Annotated in this window: 22 protein-coding genes; 13 read left to right on the forward strand and 9 right to left on the reverse strand. The window is 57.8% G+C overall.

Annotated features, from left to right (window positions below):
- Position 1 precedes the first annotated feature (1 nt).
- Genes crcB through G3M63_RS15760 form a run of 4 tightly spaced genes read right to left on the reverse strand, consistent with a single transcriptional unit; the run spans position 2 to position 4,761 of the window.
- Positions 2-373, reverse strand: a complete 372-nt coding sequence (crcB, locus tag G3M63_RS15745; protein ID WP_150298893.1) for a fluoride efflux transporter CrcB — start codon at positions 371-373, stop codon at positions 2-4.
- The gene (locus G3M63_RS15750; RefSeq protein ID WP_163983738.1) at positions 370-1,716 is read right to left on the reverse strand and encodes a replication-associated recombination protein A; all 1,347 of its coding nucleotides are present in this window, start codon (positions 1,714-1,716) and stop codon (positions 370-372) included. Before G3M63_RS15750 ends, crcB begins: the two co-directional genes overlap by 4 nt.
- The gene (lolA, locus tag G3M63_RS15755; RefSeq protein WP_163983739.1) at positions 1,700-2,338 is read right to left on the reverse strand and encodes an outer membrane lipoprotein chaperone LolA; all 639 of its coding nucleotides are present in this window, start codon (positions 2,336-2,338) and stop codon (positions 1,700-1,702) included. Before lolA ends, G3M63_RS15750 begins: the two co-directional genes overlap by 17 nt.
- A gap of 20 nt (positions 2,339-2,358) precedes the next feature.
- Complete coding sequence (locus G3M63_RS15760; protein WP_306110139.1) at positions 2,359-4,761, reverse strand: DNA translocase FtsK; 2,403 nt, start codon at positions 4,759-4,761, stop codon at positions 2,359-2,361.
- 226 nt (positions 4,762-4,987) lie between these two features.
- On the opposite strand from G3M63_RS15760, the gene aat reads away from it, so the two are divergent.
- The 4 genes from aat (at position 4,988) to G3M63_RS15780 (ending at position 8,174) form a co-directional block, all read left to right on the forward strand.
- On the forward strand, positions 4,988-5,677 hold the full coding sequence (gene aat / locus G3M63_RS15765; protein WP_150298897.1) for a leucyl/phenylalanyl-tRNA--protein transferase: 690 nt from the start codon (positions 4,988-4,990) through the stop codon (positions 5,675-5,677).
- A 54-nt stretch (positions 5,678-5,731) separates the two neighbouring features.
- The gene (locus G3M63_RS15770) at positions 5,732-6,439 is read left to right on the forward strand and encodes an arginyltransferase (protein ID WP_150298898.1); all 708 of its coding nucleotides are present in this window, start codon (positions 5,732-5,734) and stop codon (positions 6,437-6,439) included.
- A gap of 217 nt (positions 6,440-6,656) precedes the next feature.
- Positions 6,657-6,875 (forward strand): translation initiation factor IF-1, encoded by a 219-nt coding sequence (gene infA / locus G3M63_RS15775; protein WP_080050557.1) that lies wholly within the window; start codon positions 6,657-6,659, stop codon positions 6,873-6,875.
- 231 nt (positions 6,876-7,106) lie between these two features.
- Positions 7,107-8,174, forward strand: coding sequence for an AI-2E family transporter (locus G3M63_RS15780; RefSeq protein WP_163983741.1), 1,068 nt, complete (start codon positions 7,107-7,109; stop codon positions 8,172-8,174).
- 72 nt (positions 8,175-8,246) lie between these two features.
- Here the strand turns inward: G3M63_RS15780 and G3M63_RS15785 are convergent, their stop codons facing one another.
- Entirely contained in the window at positions 8,247-9,455 is a 1,209-nt protein-coding gene (locus G3M63_RS15785) for an acyl-CoA dehydrogenase (RefSeq protein ID WP_163983742.1), read from the reverse strand.
- 172 nt (positions 9,456-9,627) lie between these two features.
- On the opposite strand from G3M63_RS15785, the gene G3M63_RS15790 reads away from it, so the two are divergent.
- The gene (locus G3M63_RS15790) at positions 9,628-10,569 is read left to right on the forward strand and encodes a LysR family transcriptional regulator (protein ID WP_150298901.1); all 942 of its coding nucleotides are present in this window, start codon (positions 9,628-9,630) and stop codon (positions 10,567-10,569) included.
- A 43-nt stretch (positions 10,570-10,612) separates the two neighbouring features.
- On the opposite strand, the gene G3M63_RS15795 is transcribed toward G3M63_RS15790, so the two are convergent.
- From G3M63_RS15795 to G3M63_RS15805, 3 genes are all read right to left on the reverse strand, one after another.
- Positions 10,613-12,064, reverse strand: a complete 1,452-nt coding sequence (locus tag G3M63_RS15795; RefSeq protein ID WP_256669842.1) for a PLP-dependent aminotransferase family protein — start codon at positions 12,062-12,064, stop codon at positions 10,613-10,615.
- A 130-nt stretch (positions 12,065-12,194) separates the two neighbouring features.
- Positions 12,195-13,034, reverse strand: coding sequence for an ABC transporter substrate-binding protein (locus tag G3M63_RS15800; RefSeq protein ID WP_163983743.1), 840 nt, complete (start codon positions 13,032-13,034; stop codon positions 12,195-12,197).
- A 397-nt stretch (positions 13,035-13,431) separates the two neighbouring features.
- Positions 13,432-14,010, reverse strand: coding sequence for a tRNA-(ms[2]io[6]A)-hydroxylase (locus G3M63_RS15805; protein ID WP_256669843.1), 579 nt, complete (start codon positions 14,008-14,010; stop codon positions 13,432-13,434).
- Between the two features lie 328 nt (positions 14,011-14,338).
- On the opposite strand from G3M63_RS15805, the gene G3M63_RS15810 reads away from it, so the two are divergent.
- The 8 genes from G3M63_RS15810 to G3M63_RS15845 all read left to right on the forward strand — a co-directional run bounded on the left by G3M63_RS15810 (position 14,339) and on the right by G3M63_RS15845 (position 21,528).
- The gene (locus G3M63_RS15810; RefSeq protein ID WP_163983744.1) at positions 14,339-15,199 is read left to right on the forward strand and encodes a universal stress protein; all 861 of its coding nucleotides are present in this window, start codon (positions 14,339-14,341) and stop codon (positions 15,197-15,199) included.
- Positions 15,200-15,546: 347 nt separating this feature from the next.
- Entirely contained in the window at positions 15,547-18,141 is a 2,595-nt protein-coding gene (acnB, locus tag G3M63_RS15815; RefSeq protein WP_150299324.1) for a bifunctional aconitate hydratase 2/2-methylisocitrate dehydratase, read from the forward strand.
- A 125-nt stretch (positions 18,142-18,266) separates the two neighbouring features.
- Entirely contained in the window at positions 18,267-18,518 is a 252-nt protein-coding gene (locus tag G3M63_RS15820) for a YgdI/YgdR family lipoprotein (RefSeq protein ID WP_256669844.1), read from the forward strand.
- A 262-nt stretch (positions 18,519-18,780) separates the two neighbouring features.
- Positions 18,781-19,629: a hypothetical protein gene (locus G3M63_RS15825; RefSeq protein ID WP_163983745.1), complete on the forward strand. Its 849-nt coding sequence runs from the start codon at positions 18,781-18,783 to the stop codon at positions 19,627-19,629.
- The gene (locus G3M63_RS15830; RefSeq protein ID WP_150298906.1) at positions 19,626-20,126 is read left to right on the forward strand and encodes a pilin; all 501 of its coding nucleotides are present in this window, start codon (positions 19,626-19,628) and stop codon (positions 20,124-20,126) included. Before G3M63_RS15825 ends, G3M63_RS15830 begins: the two co-directional genes overlap by 4 nt.
- 30 nt (positions 20,127-20,156) lie before the next feature.
- The gene (locus tag G3M63_RS15835) at positions 20,157-20,477 is read left to right on the forward strand and encodes a DUF2845 domain-containing protein (RefSeq protein ID WP_163983746.1); all 321 of its coding nucleotides are present in this window, start codon (positions 20,157-20,159) and stop codon (positions 20,475-20,477) included.
- Between the two features lie 59 nt (positions 20,478-20,536).
- Positions 20,537-20,839, forward strand: coding sequence for a hypothetical protein (locus tag G3M63_RS15840; RefSeq protein ID WP_150298908.1), 303 nt, complete (start codon positions 20,537-20,539; stop codon positions 20,837-20,839).
- Between the two features lie 203 nt (positions 20,840-21,042).
- Positions 21,043-21,528 carry an SgcJ/EcaC family oxidoreductase gene (locus G3M63_RS15845; protein WP_150298909.1) on the forward strand — a complete coding sequence of 162 codons (486 nt, stop codon included), beginning with the start codon at positions 21,043-21,045 and terminating at the stop codon, positions 21,526-21,528.
- A gap of 90 nt (positions 21,529-21,618) precedes the next feature.
- Here G3M63_RS15845 and G3M63_RS15850 read toward each other — a convergent pair whose 3' ends face one another.
- Entirely contained in the window at positions 21,619-22,539 is a 921-nt protein-coding gene (locus G3M63_RS15850; RefSeq protein WP_163983747.1) for a DUF389 domain-containing protein, read from the reverse strand.
- Positions 22,540-22,577 lie beyond the last annotated feature (38 nt).

Consider the following 22,577-nt stretch of genomic DNA (forward strand, 5'->3'; position numbering starts at 1 on the left):
ATCATCGGGTCAACGACAGGCCGGCCCAGGTGGCGATCAGACAGATGCACACGCTGAGCAGGATATATAGAAGAGCCGTCAGGCTCTCGCCGTTCTCAAGCAACCGCAGGGTATCCAGCGAGAACGTGGAAAACGTGGTGAACGCACCGAGGAAGCCAATAAACAGCCCCTGGCGCAGCAATGGCGAAAACTCCGGCCGGTGCAACCACAGGCCGTAGAGTATACCGATGATCAGGCAACCAATCAGGTTAACGGCGAAGGTGGCAAGCGGAAAGGATCGCGACCAGTTCGCAGCAATCCATTGCGTCAGGCCAAATCGCGCTAGCGCTCCCAGAGAACCGCCGAGTGCGATCACCGCGATAGTCCTTATCACCGATCGTTTCTCCGTTTAACTGTGCTCTGCTCATCCAGCTGGCGCAGGTGATCCAGCTTCTGGGATATCTTGGATTCGAGCCCGCGATTGACCGGGTGATAGTACTGGCGCGGTTCGAGTTCGTCCGGGAAATAATCTTCACCGGCGGCATAGGCGCCGGGCTCGTCATGAGCGTATCGATAGCCCTGACTGTAACCCAACTCCTTCATCATCTTGGTCGGCGCATTGCGCAGGTGCAGCGGCGGTTCGTGTGAAGGCTGGCTGGCAACATCCTTCATCGCCGCGTTGTAGGCCGTGTACACCGCGTTGCTCTTGGGCGCGCAGGCGAGATAGACAATCGCCTGGGCGACGGCCAACTCACCCTCCGGGCTGCCCAGGCGTTCCTGTACATTCCAGGCGTTCAGGCACAGCTCCAATGCGCGCGGATCTGCATTGCCTACTTCTTCGCTGGCCATGCGTACGACGCGCCTGGCGATATATAACGGATCACAGCCGCCATCAATCATCCGCGCGAACCAGTACAACGAAGCGTCAGGATTGGAGCCGCGTACCGATTTGTGTAGTGCGGATATCTGGTCGTAGAAGGCTTCACCGCCCTTGTCGAAGCGCCGGCGCGTGTCGTTGAGCAGATCGCTGACCAGAGTGGTTTCGATGGTGCCGCTATCCGGCACCAGATCAGCAGCGATTTCCAGCAGGTTCAACAGACGGCGTGCATCACCGTCAGCGGCGCCGAGCAATATCGTGCGCGCCTCATCGCTGATGGACAGCTTGTGCTCACCCAGTCCGCGTGCGTCATTCAGCGCGCGGTCGAGCAAATCACTTAATGCTTCATCATCCAGCGACTTCAGGACATACACCCTTGCCCGCGAGAGCAAGGCGTTGTTCAGCTCGAAGGAGGGATTTTCGGTCGTTGCTCCGATGAACAACAGCGTGCCGTCTTCCACGTAAGGCAGGAAGGCGTCCTGCTGGGATTTGTTGAAGCGGTGTACTTCATCGACGAAGAGGATGGTTTGCCGGCCGTTTTGCGCTGCCTGCTGCCGTGCAGTTTCGACTGCCTGACGAATATCCTTCACCCCGGCAAGGACCGCCGAAATGGTCACAAAATGGGCGTCGGTCAAGGTAGCGAGCAGTTTCGCCAGGGTCGTCTTGCCGACACCGGGCGGCCCCCAGAAGATCATCGAATGCAGAGCGCCCTGCTCCAGCGCAACCCGCAGCGGCCGACCCGGGCCGAGCAAATGGGACTGACCGGCGTACTCGTCCAGGCTGGCCGGACGCATGCGCGCGGCCAACGGCTGGTGAGGTGCCCGGTCGTCAAACAGCCCCTTGCTATTCACTGATGACATCGGCTCCTTGAGGAATCTCGAAGGTGAATCGGCTATCGGGTAGCGGCGGATTCAATACCACGTTCTGGAACAGGATATTGGTGCGCTGCCCAACCGGGTCGCTCATCTGCATGTCGTTCAGTACACCATCGCGGAACGACAGGCGCAGATTGTCGAACATCGATTCATTGTCCTTCGGCTCAAGCACGAAGTCTTCGACCGTGCCGCCCTGGTTCCAGCTGATGCTGAAGCTCTGTTCGATGGTGCTGACATCGCCGGAAAGCAACAGCGCCGGCGTATGCGACATGCGTTGGTCCAGCTGTTGAATGGTGACCTGCTCGAGGTCCGGGTCATACAGCCATATTTTCTTGCCGTCCGAGACAAGCTCCTGCTCCAGCGGCGGATTGGTATGCCAGCGGAACATGCCGGGACGCTTGACCTCCAGCGTGCCCTGGGTCTCCTGCATGCTGGCGCCGTTGGAGCTGAGCGTCATCTGCGAAAAATCAGCAGTAATGGTCCTGGCGGCCGAAAGCAATTCATTGAGCCGTTCCGCAGCTTCACCCTGCCCCTGGGCTGCTGCCGTGAACGGCAGGCTGACGAGACAAAGCGCAGACAAGGTCGAGCGCAACAGGTTCTTGATCATGATTAGGGGGTATCTCCGCTTTAATCGCGCACGGGCGGCGGCGCGATCACCTCGCGCGAGCCGTTGGTATTCATCGGTGTTACAACGCCAGCCATTTCCATGGTTTCAATCATCCTGGCAGCGCGGTTATACCCTATCTTGAGTTTGCGCTGTACTGCTGAAATCGAGGCGCGGCGGCTTTCGGTAACGAAGCGAACGGCGTCGTCGTACAGCGCATCGGTCTCGCTGTCGTCGCCGGCACCGCCACTGTCAAAGGCGCCAGCACCGCCATCGTCGACACCATCAAGGATGTCCTGAATATAATCCGGCTCGCCGCGCAGCTTCCATTCATCAACCAGACGATGCACCTCTTCATCGGACACGAAGGCCCCATGCACGCGCACCGGAAGGCTGGTGCCCGGCGGCATATACAGCATGTCACCGTGACCGAGCAGCTGCTCCGCCCCGCCCTGATCAAGAATGGTGCGCGAATCGATCTTGCTCGATACCTGGAACGCCATACGGGTAGGAATGTTGGCCTTGATCAGGCCGGTAATCACGTCCACCGAGGGCCGCTGGGTCGCCAGAATGAGATGGATCCCCGCTGCACGCGCCTTCTGTGCGATCCGCGCGATCAGCTCTTCAACCTTCTTGCCGACGATCATCATCATGTCGGCGAACTCGTCGATCACCACGACGATGGTCGGCAGGGACTCGAGCTCGGGCGCCTCGTCATCCATGGACTCGCGACGGTATAGCGGGTCGGTCAAGGGCGTGCCGGCTTTCTGCGCGTCCTTCACCTTGCGGTTGAAACCCGCCAGGTTACGCACGCCCATCGCTGCCATCAGCTTGTAACGTCGCTCCATTTCAGCCACGCACCAGCGCAGCGCATTGGCCGCCTCTTTCATGTCGGTTACGACGGGCGCGAGCAGATGCGGAATGCCTTCATAGATCGACAGCTCGAGCATTTTCGGGTCGATCATGATCAGTCTCACCTCATCGGGTTGAGACTTGAACAGGATGCTCAAGAGCATCGCGTTAACGCCGACAGACTTACCCGAACCGGTGGTACCCGCCACCAACAGGTGCGGCATCTTGGCCAGATCGGCCATTACCGGATTGCCGCCGATATCGTGCCCCAGCGCCAGGGTGACCGGCGAATGGGCCTCGTCGAACTCCCGCGTCTGCAACACTTCGGAGAGGCGCACGATCTCGCGGTCTTCGTTGGGAATCTCGATACCGACAGTGGTCTTGCCCGGAATCACTTCAACGACGCGAACACTGATAACCGCCAGCGAGCGCGCCAGGTCCTTGGCCAGGTTGGAAATCTTGCTGACCTTGACCCCGGCGGCAGGCTGAATTTCAAAACGGGTAATGACCGGACCCGGCTGAACCTTTTCCACCTCGGCCTCAACGCCGAAGTCCTTGAGTTTCAGCTCAAGCAAGCGCGACATACCCTCAAGCGATTCGGCAGAGAAACCCTTGGTTTTCTTGCTTGGCGCATCGAGCAAGGAGATGGGCGGCAGCGAGCCGGGCTCGACGCTGTCGAAGGTGAGCTTTGACTGTTTTTCTTTCTGCAAGCGACTGCTCGGCTCCACCGGCTTCTTCTCCGGGGGTACGATTTCCGGTGGCTGGCGGCTCTGCTGCGACGCAACATGACGCTCAAGCGACTGCTGGCGCTCGGCGCGCAGATCCTCGGCACGCTGCTTGTCCTCGCTGGATATCGACGGCTCGCGTCTGGGCGCAGGAGCGCGCGCAGGGCGCACCGGCTCTTCACGTTCGGACCGGTCAGCAGCACGCCGCGAATGCCAGCCGCTCCATGCACGCTTGACCAGGTCGAGCAGGTCCAGGGTGATCCGTCCGGTCAGGTCCATGACCTTGAACCAGGACAGATTGGTAAATACGGTTATACCGAACAGGAACAGGGTCAGAAACGCCAGCGTGCTGCCATGCAGGTTGAGTACTGGATGCGCCAGATCCTTCAATAACTGACCCAATATGCCACCCGCGCCCGCGCCATCAGGAAAGCTGGCCGGCGCTGAACCATGCAGCGCTGCCAGCGCAGTGCCGGCGAACAGGGTCAGAAAGAAGCCGATCAGACGCCAGGAAAATAACCAGCCGTTCCAGATGAATGGCTGGTGCCGCCGGCGGAACATCTGCCAGACTTTGACTGCAACGATCACTGGAAACAGAAATGCCAGATAACCCAGCGCGAGCAGCAATACATCGGCGATCCAGGCGCCCATCTGCCCACCGGCGTTTTGCACCTGCGATACGTTGCCGCTGTGCGTCCAGCCGGGATCACTGAGATCGTAGGTAAATAGCGCCATGCACAGGTACAGACACAGGGCGATCATAGCCAGCAACGCGCCTTCGCGAAGCCGCAGACTCAGCTGTTCGCGCACCGCTAGATGGGCTGCTTTCTGGGATCGGGTATCCTTCAACGTTCTGGCTTCCGTCATTGTTCAGGGCGCTATTGTACGGCCTACCACGGCTAAATTCACAACCGCCGGCGGTCGGAGGCAGGCTTGCCTGCATTTTGCGTAGTCGAGCAGAGCTCGCCTGCACATTTGCGTTCAGTACTCTGTAAGCACTATCTTTAATTGAGACAATAACTTATATCATCTTGCTGATGAAAGGTCTTATGTATCAACAAGTCGGTGAGACGCCATGAGCCAAATTAGCTGGCTGAGCCCACACAGCCTGGACTTCCCCTCTACAGAACACGCACTGGCGGACCCCAACGGGTTGCTGGCGGTAGGCGGCGACCTCTCCCCTGCCCGCCTCGAACGCGCTTATCGGCTCGGGATCTTCCCCTGGTATCAGGAGGGCCAACCTCTGCTGTGGTGGAGCCCCGACCCGAGGACAATACTACGCCCGGAAAAACTGCATGTTTCACGCAGCATGCGCAAATTTCTCCGGCACACGCCATTCAAGGTCACCCTGGACCAGGATTTTCCGGCAGTCATGGCGGCGTGCGCAGAACCCAGGGACTACACTGATTCAACCTGGATCACATCGGACATGCAGACAGCGTATTGTGAACTGCATAAACGCGGCATCGCCCATTCCGTGGAAGTATGGGATGGGGCGCAGCTGGTTGGCGGGTTATATGGCGTCGCACTGGGCAAGGTATTTTTCGGCGAATCCATGTTCAGCCGCCGGACAAACGCATCCAAGACCGGTTTCATCCGCCTGGTGGAGTGGCTTGACGAATGTGATTTCGAGCTCATCGATTGCCAGATGCCCACTGACCACCTGTTCAGTTTTGGCGCAGAAAGCATTTCTCGACGTGAGTTCAGATCCCTGCTCACACGGCTCTGTGCTGACGGCACGCCTGACTGCTGGCGGTTTCTTTGATGGGCCTGAAGTACCGTCCTATACTCCTGAGAAAAGCGTATCGAAGCCACGACCATGACTGATCTGTCACATCTAAAATTCTACGCAACACAACCCCACGCCTGCAGCTATCTGCCGGAGGAGCAGGCTACTACCCTGTTTCTGGACCCGCAGAAACCGATCGATACGGTGACCTACAGTCGGCTGTCCGAGCTGGGCTTCAGACGCAGCGGAGATCACCTGTACCGGCCACATTGCCGCGCGTGTTCCGCCTGTATCGCCGCCCGCCTGCCCGTTGAGGCTTTTTCACCCAGCTCGGCCCAGAAACGTATTCTCAAGCGCAATCGCGATCTGGTAGTGACCGGCACCATTCCCGAGACAACTGAAGAAATCTATGCGCTGTATGCACGCTATATCGAAGCCCGCCATGCTGATGGCGATATGTATCCACCCAGTCGCGAACAGTTCAGCTCGTTTCTGGTACGCAAGTGGCCATTCAGTATCTTTTACGAGTTCCGCCTGGAGGGGAAATTGCTGGCGGTGGCGGTTACCGATCAGATGATCAATGGCCTGTCTGCGGTTTACACGTTTTATGATCCGGACGAGCACCGGCGTAGCCTGGGCCGTTATGCGATCCTCTGGCAGATCGAAGAAGCCCGCCGGTGCAACCTGCGCGCAGTGTATCTGGGATACTGGATCAAGAACTGCAAGAAAATGAACTACAAAACCGAATACCGCCCCATCGAGATGCTGGTCAATCAGCGCTGGGTTGCCGTCAACTAAGCTGACATGATTTCGCTGACAACGCCGCAGCAAACCCTTCCGACCCGCCCCCGCGCATTTTTTCCAGGCAGTTGCGAACCGAAGCCGCGCGTCTCCGTCATATATTTGGGCGCCGAACTTGGCTGTCGGGCCGTTTTAGGGCACAATTGCTCACCTTTTTTGCGGGCATGATTTTAATGGCCCGCTTAATGAACCGAAATTGAGAGGCCTTTGCTTAATGGCGAAAGAAGACAGTATTGAAATGGAAGGCACCATCATCGACACCCTGCCTAACACCATGTTCCGCGTTGAACTGGAAAACGGCCACGTCGTGACTGCCCATATTTCAGGCAAGATGCGCAAGAACTATATCCGCATCCTGACCGGCGACAAGGTCCGTGTCGAATTGACTCCGTACGACCTGACCAAGGGCCGCATTACCTACCGCGCTCGTTAATACCGGGCCGACCCGCCAATACCCACGACAACGCCAATTCCTTCGATTACTCCATCCGATGGTACTTCGGATGGCGTTGTTGCGTGGCTGAACGATGCTCCTGGCCTACAGTCTTAACTGCTGATAAACGCAAGCCTGGCGATGGCCGCTCCCACCCCGCCAGCCAGTCGCTTCACAGCAGCTATTACGAGTAGACCCGCGCCTGCCCGCGCGGCCAGCCTGGAGTTCTGAATGACAGATAAAGGTGACCCTAATTCCCTCCGCACCGTTGCGACTCGAGCCATGGTCCAGGCCAGCGTTCTGGCGTTGGTCGTTCTGTTCTGCATCATTTCATGGCTCGCTTTTGAATTTCTGCTCCTGATCTTCGCTTCGATTTTGTTTGGCGTGCTGTTTAATGGCGTAGCCCAATGGGTTACCGACAAGACAGGCATGCCCTATAGTATTTCGCTGCTGCTTTTTTTCGTTGTACTGATCATCGTGCTGGGCGCAGCAGTGATCCTGCTCGCTCCAAGCATCAGCGCACAGTTTGAATCCCTTGCCGACAACCTTCCGCGAGCGATCGAGCAATGGCGGGCGCGGGCAGAAGATTCCACCTGGATGAAGTTCGTTCTGGAACAACGCGAACGCCTGGAGCAGGCGGTAGAACAAAGCACCGGGATTTTCAGCGTAGTGACGGGCGTCCTGTCATCGATCACCGGCGCATTCAGCAGCTTCGCCATCGCTTTCATACTGGGGATCTGTCTGAGCATCAGCCCTGGCTCGTACGTCGGCGGCTTCCTCAAGCTCATTCCGCGTGGCTATCGCCCCCGCGCCAAACAGGTGTTGCTTGAAACAGGCTCCACATTGCAATCCTGGCTGATCGCCAAGCTGCTGGAAATGCTGGTAATCGGCGTATTTACCACAATCGGATTGTGGCTCATCGGAATAGAGCTGGCATTGGTACTCGGCCTGATAGCTGGCCTGCTCTCGTTTATCCCCAACATTGGCCCCATCCTCGCAATCATTCCCGCGATACTGCTTGCCTCGCTCGAGGGCACGGAAACCGTTCTCTGGGTCATAGCGTTGTATATGGGTATCCAGGCCATTGAGAGCTGGGGGCTAACGCCCTGGCTGCAACACCGCATCGTGGAGATGCCACCGGCTCTTACCATCAGCATCCAGATACTGTTCGGCCTGCTGGCTGGTACGATCGGGCTGATCCTGGCCACCCCGCTTGCTGCCGCCGGCATGGTGCTCATCAACATGCTTTATGTGCAGGATATGCTCGGTGATCACGCCGAGGATCAAGGGATCGACTGACGTCCGACTGAAAACAGAGCAGCCCGCGATATACGCGGGCTGCTGACTGCTGCAGGACCACATCAAGCCGTATTAACGGGCCATGTATTTGCCCAGTTCCACCTTGCCAATAGACGCACGATGCACTTCGTCCGGGCCATCAGCCAGACGCAGTGTGCGCTGCATGGCGTACATATGTGCCAATGGCGTGTCTTCGGAGACGCCCGCACCGCCGTGCATCTGGATCGCCCGGTCGATCACTCTCAGCGCTACGTTAGGTGCTACAACCTTGATCTGGGCAATCTCGCTTTTGGCGACCTTGTTACCAACCGTATCCATCATGTAGGCAGCATTGAGGGTCAGCAGACGGGCCTGATTGATCTCGATGCGCGATTCGGCGATCAGGTCGATATTGCCGCCCAATTGCGCCAGACGCTTGCCAAAGGCTTCCCGCTCAACAGAGCGGCGACACATCAATTCCAGAGCGCGTTCGGCGGCACCGATGGAGCGCATGCAGTGGTGAATACGTCCAGGCCCAAGACGACCCTGGGCGATTTCGAAACCGCGTCCTTCACCGAGCAGCACGTTGCTGTACGGCACGCGCACGTTATCCAGAACGACTTCCGCATGGCCATGGGGCGCGTCGTCATAGCCGAATACCGGCAACGGGCGAATGACTTTCACGCCGGGTGTATCCATCGGCACCAGGATCATCGAATGCTGTTGGTGACGCGGCGCATCGGGGTTGGTCAACCCCATGAAAATCATGATCTTGCAACGCGGATCGCAGGCGCCGGATGTCCACCACTTACGGCCATTGATGACCCATTCATCACCTTCGCGGTGAGCATTGGCCTGCATGTTGGTCGCATCGGATGACGCTACGCCCGGCTCGGTCATACCGAAGCACGAACGGATTTCGCCTTCGAGCAATGGCTTGAGCCACTTTTCTTTATGCTCTTCGCTACCGTAGCGCACGATGGTTTCCATGTTGCCGGTATCCGGCGCGCTGCAGTTGAATGCCTCGGAAGCCAGCCCGGAACGCCCCATCAGCTCAGCCAGCGGAGCGTACTCGAGGTTGGTGAGGCCCGCACCCAGCTCGGACTCCGGAAGAAAGAGGTTCCACAATCCCTCGGCCCTTGCCTTCTTTTTCAGTTCCTCGACAATGGCGGTCGGCTGCCAGCGGTCGCCTTCATTGACCTGCTGATGAAAGACCGATTCGGCGGGGAAAACATGTTCCTGCATAAAGGCGTCTACGCGCTCACGCAGTTCCTTGACCTTGGGGGAGTATCCGAAATCCATAGCTCTTCGCCTGTGTGTTGTTGATGACAAGACGATGCTAGATGAGAAATCCGAATTTATCGAAGGCATTTCCGGCGTGTATTAACATTCATATAATCAATATATACTCTTGCGAATCTAACAAGCACTCGTGTCTCGGATTCGAGGCATACCGACGAAAGGATTAATTGCGATGAACCTCGGTAAAGTCGATCTGAATCTGTTCATTGTATTTGACGCCATTTACACCGAAGCCAACCTGACCCGCGCCGGCCAGATCGTCGGCATTACCCAGCCAGCAGTGAGCAACGCGCTGGCCCGGCTCCGTGAAACCTTCAATGATCCACTGTTCGTGCGCACCGCTCAGGGTATGGTACCCACGCCGATGGCGCAGAACATCATCACCCCGGTTCGTCATGCGCTGCAATTGCTGCGTGTATCGGTTCAGGAAAGCCGGAGCTTCAACCCCGACCAGGCCACCAAGACATTCCGCATCAGCATGACCGATCTGTCGGAAGCGGTGATTCTGCCGCACCTTGCGTCACGCATCTGCCGGCTTGCGCCTAACGTCAATATCGACAGTTTCCTGACCAAGCGTCGCGAGACAACCAAGGAACTGGCCGCCGGGCGGCTGGATTTCGCCATCGATGCACCGCTGAATACCGACACCCAGGTACGCCACGTCAAACTGTTCGAAGACCGCTACGTGTGTGTCATGCGCAAAGGACACGCGTTGGCCAGCAAGGCGAAGCTGACCCTCGACGATTATCTTGCCCAGTCACATATTCACATCTCCAGCCGGCGCAATGGGCTGGGTCATGTCGATCTGGCCCTGGGCAAGATGGGACTTCAGCGGCGCGTGGTGCTGCGTTCGCAGCACTACCAGATGGCACCTCTGGTACTCGAGTCCACCGATATGGTGATGACCGTTTCCGAGCGCTTCGCGCGTCGCCATAACCTGCACTGGACGGCACTGCCGATCAGTGATGTTCCAGCGATCGAAAGCCATTTGTTCTGGCACGAAAGCACCGATCAGGACCCGGCAAACCGCTGGATGCGAGAGCAAATAATTGAGTTAAGTCAGCAGCTTGAGCGCAGAGACTCGAAAGAGCGCGAAGAAATTGTGGCCTGCTAGTCGCTCAACGGATCACGTCTGAATAACAGGGGCGGTGCACCCGTCAAGCCACCGCCTCCCCCGCTGCAGATTGCTGATACAACAGCTGTTGAGCGGCCAGCTTCCCCAGCGTCATCACTGCTCGCTCAGTCTCCTGATCCCACGGGATCCCGCAGTTCAGTCGTAAACAATGATTAAACTGATCGGTATTACTGAAGACCAGACCGGGCGCGATACTGATGTTCTGCTCCAGAGCCTGGTTGAAAAGAATCTGCGCATCGACCTGTGCCGGCATGCTCACCCAGAGGATGAACCCGCCCCTTGGCCGTGAAATGTGCGTGCCCAGCGGGAAGTACTGCTGAACCGCCAATTGGAAGCAGCTCAGATTCTTGCGATACTCCTGCCGTACATGCCGCAGGTGGCGGTCGTAGCCACCGTTTTCCAGGTAGGCTGACACCGCCATCTGGCTGACGCTGCAGGCAGACAGCGTCGTGAATGTTTGCAGTTTCTCGATAGCGTCCTGCTGCGGGCCGGCGATCACCCAGCCTGTTCTCAAGCCGGGCGAAATGGTTTTTGAAAAGCTCGAGCAGTACATCACTGTATCCGAACGATCAAAGGCTTTTAGCGCCCGCGACTGACCATGATCGAACATCAGTTCACCATACACATCATCTTCGATGATGCGGATATTGCGTTGCGCCATCATCCCCACCAGCGCCCGCTGGCGATGTTCAGGCATGGTCGCGCCCATCGGATTGCCGGCACGGCTGGTCAGCACCAGTGCCTTGATTGGCCACCGCTGGGCAGCCTCTTCCAGCGCTTCCAGACTCAGGCCTGACTCGGGGTCGGTGGGGATTTCAATTACCTTCAAGCCGAGCAGCTCACATAGCTGCACCAAGCCGTAGTAGCTTGGCGATTCACTGGCAATCAGATCCCCCGGCCTGGTGATGGTGCGCAGACAGAGCTGCAAAGCCTCGACACATCCGTTAGTGATGACGACCTGAGCAGGATCGACCACAGCGCCAGCGTCGCGCATGCGCATGGCTACCTGCCGGCGCAAAGGCTCGTATCCCGGGCTGAACGAATAGCTGAACGCGCTCTGCCCATGGAAGCGGGTAACCTTGCTCATTTGCTGGTGCAAGGCACGCAACGGGAGGTATTCGCTGGAGGGCACGGCGGCGCCAAGCGGAATCACGCCGGTTCGACGTGACTGGCGAAGAATTTCCGCAATGATACCGCTGCGAGTCACCGCATGCGGTGACTCGATTCGGGACATCGCAGGTGTAGGCGCGGTCAGCGCCGGCGAACGGTGCACGTAGAATCCTGACTGCGGGCGCGCCCGGATCAGGCCTTGATCCTCGAGTGTCGCGTAGGCCTGAAGCACCGTGGCATGACTCACACCCTTCTGCGTACTGAGCTTGCGTACCGAGGGCACTCGCTCGCCGGGCTGATAGAACCCTTTGACGATGTCTTCAGCGAGCTGCTGCGCTATACGCTGATACAAAGGTACCGACATGAGCCGCCTCCCCGACGCCGCTTTCAGGCCAGCGCAGACGCTGCTACCACCGGCCATGTATTGAACCGTCACAGGGTATCATTTCCGCATCTGTTATGGTCCTGAGCACGTACGCAAAAACTGTATCGTATTACTCGCTCACTCCAGGACCTGGCTCGCCTTCGGTCTTTTCAGGCATGAACTGGCTCGCCCACTGGTTTCGATATTTTTCCAACAGGCGCCGCGGCTCACCCTGATTGACTACCTTGTGCATCCCCAACGCCAGGGCCGAACGAAGCGCAGGCGAATTGCAGGCAGAATTGTGCGAGACGGTGTAGTACAGATTCTCGTTGATCAGCGAGCCTTCCAGCACATCCAGTTCGTCGGTAATACCCAGCTTCTCCGCCACCGCCAAGCCCTGGTATCGCTCGTAGACGACATAGTCCGCGCGGTCGCTCAGCAGCGACTTGAAGGATTGCTCGACCGAAGGTACCCGTTCGATATCAAGATGATTTTTCGCGTAGGTATCGAAAGCCGAACCGAAGCTGTTATCGACCAGCGTACTGCCGCGCTTGCTCTGCAGGTCATCCCAACCACCGTACGGAAACGCCTGCCCCTTGCGCACAAACAGAACGCTGGGAATTTCCACATAGGACGGATAAACATAGTCCATGAACGCCAGGCGTTCGGGCGTAAGAAATGCGCCGGCCAGCATGTCTACACGACCACTGCGCGCCTCTTCCTGAGCCCGCGACCAGGGCCCGGTGTTCATCACTTCAATCGCTATCCCCGTGCCTTCAAGCGCCAGCTCCAATAGCTCGACGCCAGCGCCGATCAGTTTGTCTTCATCCTCAGGGTCGACCCAGAGGACCGGGGGATACTGCGGGTTTCCAGTCACCACGATACGCTCGCACGCACCCTCCGCCGAATACGCGTGGCCTGTGCCAAGCAGCATCATCGCCGCCAGGGAAGATTTCGCCCATCGCTTCATATTGTCTCCTTTGAATCTCGTGGTCGCCCACACACCCTAGGGTCTGTTGCCGTTTCATCGCGAGCCGCGTTGCTGTGTCAAATGGCGGCAGGCCGGGCGGCGTTCCGCAAGGCGCGGGACGCAAGTAATGGTTGTTCGCTTGCCAAGTCCCGCAACGCCGCATGGCGTCATTTGCCACGCAACCTAGGCGGCCCCACCCGAAGGGACGAGGCCCGTTTAGCGCAGCACTGCGTTACTCGTCGCTCATTTGGAACCACCACAAAAACGCCTGGAGCGTTTTTGCGCGTAAGCCCCGAAGGGGTGAAACACATGGATGTGTTGAACAAATTACACTCCTCGCGCCTTGTTCTGCACTAAACGGGCCTCCGTCGCGGCCGCGATGAAACGGCAACAGACCCTAGACCGCTCCGCTATGAAAGCGAAATTCAGTATCGGGCTGCGCGACTGCTTGAGCTTCGATCCCGGCGAAAAACGCGATACGTTCATCGATGGGACCATCAGCATATTGGCGGGCCAGGGTCAGGTAATCCTGATAATGGCGAGCCTCGGATTTCAGAAGCGAGCGGTAAAAATCGGACAATTCGCTATCCAGGTGCGGTGCCAGACAGGCGAAGCGCTCACAGGACCGCGCCTCTATAAAGGCACCGATGATCAGGGTATCGATCAGACGTCCTGGCTCGGTGGTCCGCACATGACCGCGCAAGCGTTGCGCATACTGGCTGGCCGACAAGCCGCGGTAGATGACACCCCGCTTGGTCATCAACGCGGTAACCTGCTCGAAATGGCGCAACTCTTCCCGCGCCAGGCGCGACATTTTCTGCAGCAGCTCCGGCTTGTCGATATAGCGGAACATCAGATTCAATGCGGTCGAGGCCGCTTTTTTCTCGCAGTTGGCATGATCGATCAATAGCTCTTCGGGGTGCTTGAGCGCCTGGGCGATCCATGCGGAGGGTGTCGGGCACGGCAGAAAAGCCATTAGTTCTTCCGGAAGGGTCATGAAAACTCTTATATGTGAACGAATACTGATCCGCGAATTATACGGGCAGCGTCGCCGGTGGCACCAATGCTACGTTGACGCAAATCAACACCGCTTCGTTCAAAGCAGACTACATTGAACAAGTAACACCCAGGAAGGCGCTGAAAAAATGCGCAGACTTGCCATCGAAGGCACAAGCAGACCGGGCCCCGGCTCGGATTGAGTGCTATATAAGTATTATGCGCGGGGCTTTGGCCCTGACAGGTCGAGCTTTACAGTTTTCAGCGAATTTCTGATCAGCGATATGCTTGGAAAAACAGGGAGCACCATGCAAGCCATTAAACGTATTCTGGTCGTCATTGATCCGAGCCAGACAGAACACCTCGCGCTGACACGCGGTAAATTGATCGCCGGCGTCATCGAGGCCGAACTGCATTTGCTGGTATGCGAAAACCGGCAGGATTACACGCCGCTGCTGGAAACGCTCAGCACGGATCTTCGCAGCGAGGGTCTGGCTGTCTCCCATACACAGGCCTGGCATAACAGCATGACCGACACCGTCGTGCAGGTGCAGCGACGCGAGGGGTGTGGGCTGGTCATCAAGCAGCATCTGCCCGACAGCGCGCTGAAGAAAGCCCTGCTAACGCCGGATGACTGGAAACTGTTGCGCTATTGCCCGGCCCCGGTATTGATGGTGAAAAGCGCTGATTCCTGGATGGGTGGCAAAGTCCTGGCTGCGGTCGATCTGGGCAACCACGACGATCAACATCATGTGCTGCATGACACCATCGTCAGCCATGCCGCTGATATCGCGGAGATGATCAACGGGGAAGTCCACCTGGCCAGCGCCCACCCGGCGCCGATGTTGTCAGCCGCCAACCCGGTATACCAGCTGCGCGAGGATATCGCGCAGCAGTACACCGAAGAAGCCGCCAAGTACGTCAACCAATACGGCTTGAATCCCTCCCAGCTACACATTGACGAAGGGCCCGCCGACAGCTTGATTCCGAGAATGGCCAAGCAGCTCGGTGCCAGCGTTACCGTGATCGGCACCGTAGCGCGCAAGGGTATTTCCGGAGCCTTGATCGGCAACACGGCCGAAGTCGTGCTCGATCAGTTGCATAGCGATGTACTGGTACTCAAACCCGAAGACATGCTCACCCATCTGGAAAACCTGTTGGAGAAATAAGCTGAGTGGCAGGGTCTGTTGACCCTGCCCTGCCCATCTCACGCCTGGCCGTCACAACATCGAACAGCCAGAACACGCCAGAATCTCGGCCGGTTGATCGAAGGATTCTCATCCCGCGGTCTATCCGCACCGCAGCTTAACTTTAGACAAGGCTTACTGTAGAATCGGCGCGCCGTTAGGGAGTGTGACAGGCGTTTGCCCGCAACCATATTGTATCTGCCAACCCAGTTACCAGGTTGCCCCCACCAGATCGGGCCTGCGCTTGCACCCAACCTCAGATCCGGCGTCATGGTCCGTGAGGATGACCGTTCCGTTACAAACGGAACAGACTGATGAGGGTAATAACTGTGCTTGAAGCCTATCGCAAACATGTTGAAGAGCGCGCCGCCCAGGGCATCGTGCCTCAGCCGCTTAACGCCGAACAAACCGCTGGCCTGGTTGATTTGCTGAAGAACCCGCCCGCTGGTGAAGAAGAATTCCTGCTCGACCTGCTGACCAACCGCGTACCTCCAGGGGTCGATGAAGCTGCCTACGTCAAGGCTGGCTTCCTGTCCGCCGTTGCCAAGGGCGAAGCTGACTCTCCACTGCTGACCAAGCTGCGCGCCGTTGAGCTACTTGGCACCATGCAGGGCGGCTACAACATCGCGACTCTGGTTGAGCTGCTCGATAACGAGGAGCTGGCAGCCACCGCTGCCAAGGAGCTCAAGCACACCCTGTTGATGTTTGATGCCTTCCACGATGTTGCCGACCGCGCCAAGCAAGGCAACGAGCACGCCAAGGGCGTACTGCAGTCCTGGGCTGATGCCGAGTGGTTCACCAACCGCCCTGCCGTTGCCGACAAGGTCAGCCTGAGCGTCTTCAAGGTGCCCGGCGAAACCAACACTGACGACCTCTCACCTGCCCCTGATGCCTGGTCACGTCCGGACATCCCGCTGCACGCGCTGGCTATGCTGAAGATGGCTCGCGACGGTATCGAACCCGACGAGCCTGGTGTGGTTGGCCCGCTCAAAATGATCGAAGAAGTGAAGTCCAAGGGCTTCCCGGTCGCCTACGTCGGCGATGTGGTCGGTACTGGTTCCTCGCGCAAATCGGCCACCAACTCGGTGCTGTGGTTCTTCGGTGACGACGTTCCCTACGTGCCGAACAAGCGTGCCGGCGGCTTCTGCTTCGGCAACAAGATCGCTCCCATCTTCTATAACACCATGGAAGATGCCGGCGCCCTGCCCATCGAATTCGATGTCTCCGACATCAACACCGGCGACGTGATCGATGTGTACGTATACGAAGGCAAGGTATGCAAGCACGGCACTGATGAAGTCATCACTACCTTCGAACTGAAAACTCAGGTTCTGTTGGACGAAGTACGCGCTGGCGGCCGTATTCCGCTGATCATCGGCCGTGGCCTGACCGAGAAGGCCCGCACCGAGCTGGGTCTGGGTCACTCTGATCTGTTCCGCAAGCCTGAACAGCCAGCTGCAAGCACCAAGGGCTTCACCCTGGCGCAGAAAATGGTCGGCAAGGCATGTGGTGTTGAAGGCGTTCGCCCTGGCACCTACTGCGAACCCAAAATGACCACTGTCGGCTCTCAGGACACCACTGGTCCGATGACCCGCGACGAGCTGAAGGATCTGGCTTGCCTGGGCTTCTCGGCTGATCTGGTTATGCAGTCGTTCTGCCACACTGCGGCCTATCCGAAGCCGATCGATGTCACCACTCACCACACGCTGCCTGACTTCATCCATAACCGTGGCGGTGTTGCACTGCGTCCGGGTGACGGGATCATCCACAGCTGGCTGAACCGCATGCTGCTACCTGATACCGTCGGTACCGGTGGCGATTCGCACACGCGTTTCCCGATGGGTATCTCGTTCCCGGCCGGTTCTGGTCTGGTTGCCTTCGCCGCAGCGACTGGCGTGATGCCGCTGGATATGCCCGAATCCGTACTGGTGCGCTTCAAGGGCGAAATGCAGCCCGGCATCACCCTGCGTGATCTGGTCCATGCCATCCCCTACTATGCGATCCAGGAAGGTCATCTGACCGTTGAGAAGAAAGGCAAGAAGAACGTCTTCTCTGGTCGCATTCTCGAAATCGAAGGTCTGGACAACCTGACTACCGAGCAAGCGTTCGAGCTGTCTGACGCCTCTGCCGAGCGTTCCGCTGCCGGCTGTACCATCAAGCTGAGCGAAGAGTCGATTGCCGAGTACCTGAAATCCAACATCGTCCTGCTGCGCTGGATGATTGCCGAGGGTTATGAAGACGCCCGTACGCTGGAACGTCGCGCCCAGGCCATGGAAGCATGGTTGGCTGATCCGCAATTGATGAAGGCCGACGCTGACGCTGAATACGCTGCCGTGATCGAAATCGATCTGGCTGACGTTAAAGAGCCAGTGCTGTGTGCGCCTAACGATCCGGACGATGCCCGTCTGCTGTCCGAGGTTGCCGGTCAGAAGATCGATGAGGTCTTCATCGGTTCCTGCATGACCAACATCGGCCACTTCCGCGCGGCCGGCAAGCTGCTGGAGAAGAACAAGGGTACCCTGCCGACCCGTCTGTGGCTGGCTCCGCCGACCAAGATGGATCAGTTCCAGCTTACCGAAGAAGGCTACTACGGTATCTACGGCAAGGCTGGCGCGCGCATGGAAATGCCGGGCTGTTCGCTGTGCATGGGTAACCAGGCGCGCATCGCGGCCAAGTCTACTGCGGTCTCCACCTCCACACGGAACTTCCCGAACCGTCTGGGTGATGGTGCCGACGTATTCCTGGCCTCCGCCGAGCTGGCTTCGGTTGCTGCGATCCTGGGTCGTCTGCCGAGCGTTGAGGAATACATGGGCTATGCTGCGCAAATCAACAGCATGGCCGGCGATATCTATCGCTACATGAACTTCAATGAAATCGCCTCGTACCAGAAGGCCGCAGCGTCCATCCCGGTCGCCCAGGTCTAAGCATCAAGCACGACAGAAACCCCGCTCCGGCGGGGTTTTTTGCGTCTTCGGGAAGCAACTCGATTGCTGCGCAGTTCGGTGCCTCTCTTGCAACAAACGGAACGTTGCTCAGGTGTGTGAGTCTGATGGCTGTAACCATTTATCACGAGGAAACACCCATGAAGAAAGGGCTTTTCGCCATCCTTTGCGCCTTCGGTTTGCTGACACTGGCCGGCTGTGCAAACGAGCACATCATCAGCACCCATGACGGGCGCCTGATCGAAGCCGAGAACAAGCCGGAGATTGATGAGGATACCGGCTTGATCGAATACGAGGACAAGGATGGACGCTACAACCAGATCCCACAGTCTGAAGTAAGCGAAATCAAGGAACGTTAAGATACTGGCCGGACTCCTGTCCGGCTTTTCGATTGACCGCACCTCTTCCCCCCCTCGGTTTCTCTCTCTCCTCCTGTTCTCTGTCCCTCCTCCTGTTTTTCCGCCAGCCTCACGCTCCGGCATTTCTACGTTACGGAATACCGCCACAAAACGGAGCACGGTGGATTCAGTTTCGCAGTCAACGCTGGCACTATGGCCGGGCACGGCGTATGCAGCAGCGGCCACCGCCGGCGAAACGGGTCATCGACAGGGAAGGCAAACAATGGAATGGCGCAGGTTTCATTACATCTGCAGGCGCAGCCACAATCAGTACAGACCGGGCGACAATCTCAGACAATGCATTGAACGCGCTGAAAGCGACGCCGGAGGCCAGTTCTACGGCACCGCACGAACCACCGACACCTTGCCCTATCGCCTGTTACAGGAACTCAAGCAGGCATCTGATACCCGCTTGGCCCACAGCGCCCTGCAGACCTATGGCCAGGTCGATTTCTCCGACGCTCTGAGCGAACCGCTCCAATTCAAGCGAGTCATGATTTACCTGGGCTATGTTACCTTCGTCTTTTTCGTTACCAGCTCCCTGTACCAACTGAAAGTCGCGCCGGCATTTCTGGATGTACTACAAAGCATGCCCGTACCCACCCCACCGGCACTATCGGCGTATCAGGGACATTGGGTCATCTTTTCACTCTTGATTTTGGCGCTGCTGCTCGGTGTGCTGGTTATTGGCTACCGGTTGCGGGCGCTGTTTCGCTACCAGCTCCGGCTGCAGCAAAGCTTGAGTTATCGCTTGCTTACTCCACCCCGAACCCGGCGTGCGTATGCCAGGATTCTCGAAATAGCAGCCTTCCCCGTCTCCATGTGTTCAGGCTACCGAGCCGCGGAACAATCCGAACTGACTACTCACCTTGCCGGCGTTACAGCATCTGGCATGGATCTCGGACGGGAAGTACAGGACCTGATCCGCCAGACCGGAACGCATCTGACCGCATCCTGCGAAAAGCAGATGCGTGTTCTGTCGGTAATGGTATCGGTGATCATCATTGCGGCTATTTTCAGTTTCGTAGCCGGCGTCTACTCGCCGATCTTCTTTCTTGGGGAAAGCGTATGAAGGACACGAAGGGATTCACTCTGATCGAGCTGATGGTGGTGGTATCCATAATCGGCATCCTGGCGTCGATGGCATTGCCCTCTTATCAGGTCTATATCCAGCGCAGCGAAGTGACCGAAGCGTTGACGATGGCTGCTACGGTTCGCCAGAACATCAATAATTACTACGTCGAGCATCTTGAGTTTCCCGCTGACAATGCCGCCGCAGGGCTTCCCGCCCCGACGCTGCTGATCGGCAATCGAGTCACCGGGGTAACCGTGGCTGGTGGTGCGCTGCATGTGATGCTGGGCAACAAGGCGTCCCGGCCACTGCAAGGCAAGACGCTCACGTTCAGGCCAGCAGTAGTCAGCGGCAGCCCGGCAAGCCCGATCAGCTGGCTGTGTGGCTACGACGCCCCGGTGACCGGAATGGAAGCAATCGGGTCGAACAATACCGATCTGGACAACAATTTTCTGCCTGCCGCTTGTCGCGCGAGAGCTGGATCACCGGCCTCATGACCGTCGCATGGCCTATAAACGGACTTACCCATGAATAGAGAATATTTCGTACTCGCCCTGGTTATTCCCCTGCTACTGGCTGTCGGGAATGCTCAGGCGCAGTCATTCAGATGCGACCGGGGAATCGCCAGTGTTCAGGATTCCAAGGCAGCGATATTGCATAAATGCGGCGAGCCCTCGATGCGCGATTCCCATTGCCGCGAGCCTGTCGTCATCAAACGAAAGAAGCAGGCTTGCATCAGCGTCGAAGAGTGGACCTACAATCTGGGACCTGGCCGGTTCATGATCCATGTGCAGTTCGAACAGGGCGAAGTTGCAAGCATTGAACGTGGCGAGCGTATTAGCAATTGAACCGGAACCAGCCCGGGCAGCACTTGAAACAGCAACCCAGATGACAGGGAGGTAACCCCATGCATATCGAAGTAAGCATTTACCGCGACAGAATGGAGTTGGCCACAGAAGGACAGAATATGACGGTTCGACCCGCCGCCCCCTACTCAACCAGACGTTTACTTGTCGGCACCTTCAAGCCGGCGGAAGATTGTCTGAGGGACGGCCTGCACAAGATAGGCGCCTTCGGCTTCCTCAAGCGCAAGCCGACACTGATCCTCATCCCGCGCGAGCTGAACGATGGGGGCATGTCCGAAGTGGAACAACGGTGCCTGACCGAACTAGGAATGGGCGCCGGTGCGATCAAGGTGGAGGTACTCTAGGCCCGTTTTAACATGACCTGGCACGTCCATCGGGCCGGTGCGCTCGCACCGGCTAATCATGCTTCCACCCGCTATCGCTCTGAAAAGCCTGAAACAGAGGCTTCCAACTTCAGGCTCTGCTAAGATCCCGTCAGGAAATATACCCGGAACCGGACTCCGCACTTCATCCATACCTCGTATTCATTCTTTCAGTGGAGTACCGAATGAAGCCAGCTCTGATGTCCGCCGTAACCCTCGCCCTTCTCGCCGGTTGTGCGAACCAGGACATGACACCCAATGCCGGGCCGATCTCGCATGAACGGACCGAGAATTGTAAAGCGACCACCAAAGCCGAAATCGCAGCGCTATTCCAGGATTGGAATGCTGCCCTGCAGACCGGCGACCCACAGCAGGTTGTCGATCTTTATGCCAACGACTCCATCCTGCTACCGACAGTATCCAACCAGCCACGCCTGGCTGCAGCGGAAAAAGCAGACTACTTTCAGCACTTCATGCAGGACCGTCCGAGTGGCTCGATTGATCTGAGCAGTATCGAAATTGGCTGCAATATGGCGGTTGATGCGGGTCTTTATAGCTTCGCCTTCGCCGACACCGGGACCGTAGTGCGCGGCCGCTACAGCTTCACCTACCGCTGGAACGGTTCGCAATGGCTGATTACCAGCCACCATTCCTCGAAAATGCCTGAGTAGATACGACTGGGCAAGGAGCCGGTTTCCTCCCTGCCCATCCTGCTCGCAGCCTGTCGTATGCGCATTCTCCCCGGCCCGCGCGGTCTTGCTTCAGCTACTGGCTTCGCGGCTTCGGTGGAGAAAACGATGCTTGAGACCGAAAACCGCTGCGCACATGATCATGACCAGAAGCGCATCGAGCAGCCAGCGCAGCGCTGCCATGCCCATCAAGCCCAAATCACCGGCAACCAGCCCCATCCCGACCAGAGCCATGCTCGGAATCAGTGCCAGAGTGACCATGACGCCTGTAGTCAGCACTGATTTCTGGGCACTGATGACTACAGCACCTGCGATCCCACCGAACCCGGACACCCACAGGCTGGTGAAGGTGATACTGCTCCAGAAGCCGACCCAGTGATTCTTCATGAATGAAAGCGATGCGCCCGGATTCCACCATTCAAGAACCAGTGTTGAAAACGCTGCGCCAATGATCATCATCAGATTGCCGACCACCACCGACTTGAGCCCGGATGGCACCAGTTCGCGGATGCCCGATACCAGCCCAAACGGCAGGCGCGCGAGCGGCTCGAAGGCCGGTGCGATCAGCATTGCTCCGATCACTACATGTAGCGTATCGGTCCATAAACCACCTGCTGCAATGGCTCCGGCGAGTGCCATAGCCAGGACGTAGTTAATCGACAGATTGGTGTCGGAACGCAGCATGAACGCCATTTCGTCCCAGACCGTCTCGTCCGACTCGCCGTTCAGCATCTCCTGATTGCCGGGGCTGACGACGCTGGTGAGTGAACTCATCTGCAAGCTGCCCTGACGGGTGATATCCATCTCATCGAGGATGTTCAGTACAGCCCGCATGCGCTGGTTCACCACCGCAACCGACACCACGTCGCCCTCAGGTTTAACCGATGCGCCGCGCTGCAGATCGATACTGACGACGCCGTCAATGGCCGACAGGCGGCCGATCAGTGCTTCGCTCTTGTCCGACGAAAGGCTGATTTTTATCGCGCGCGGCATAAGCGCTACCCCCTCAATAGCTGCCTCTGTTGTCCAAG

It is taken from the genome of Pseudomonas sp. OIL-1 (assembly GCF_010669185.1).
GTDB classification, from domain to species: Bacteria; Pseudomonadota; Gammaproteobacteria; order Pseudomonadales; family Pseudomonadaceae; genus Halopseudomonas; species Halopseudomonas profundi.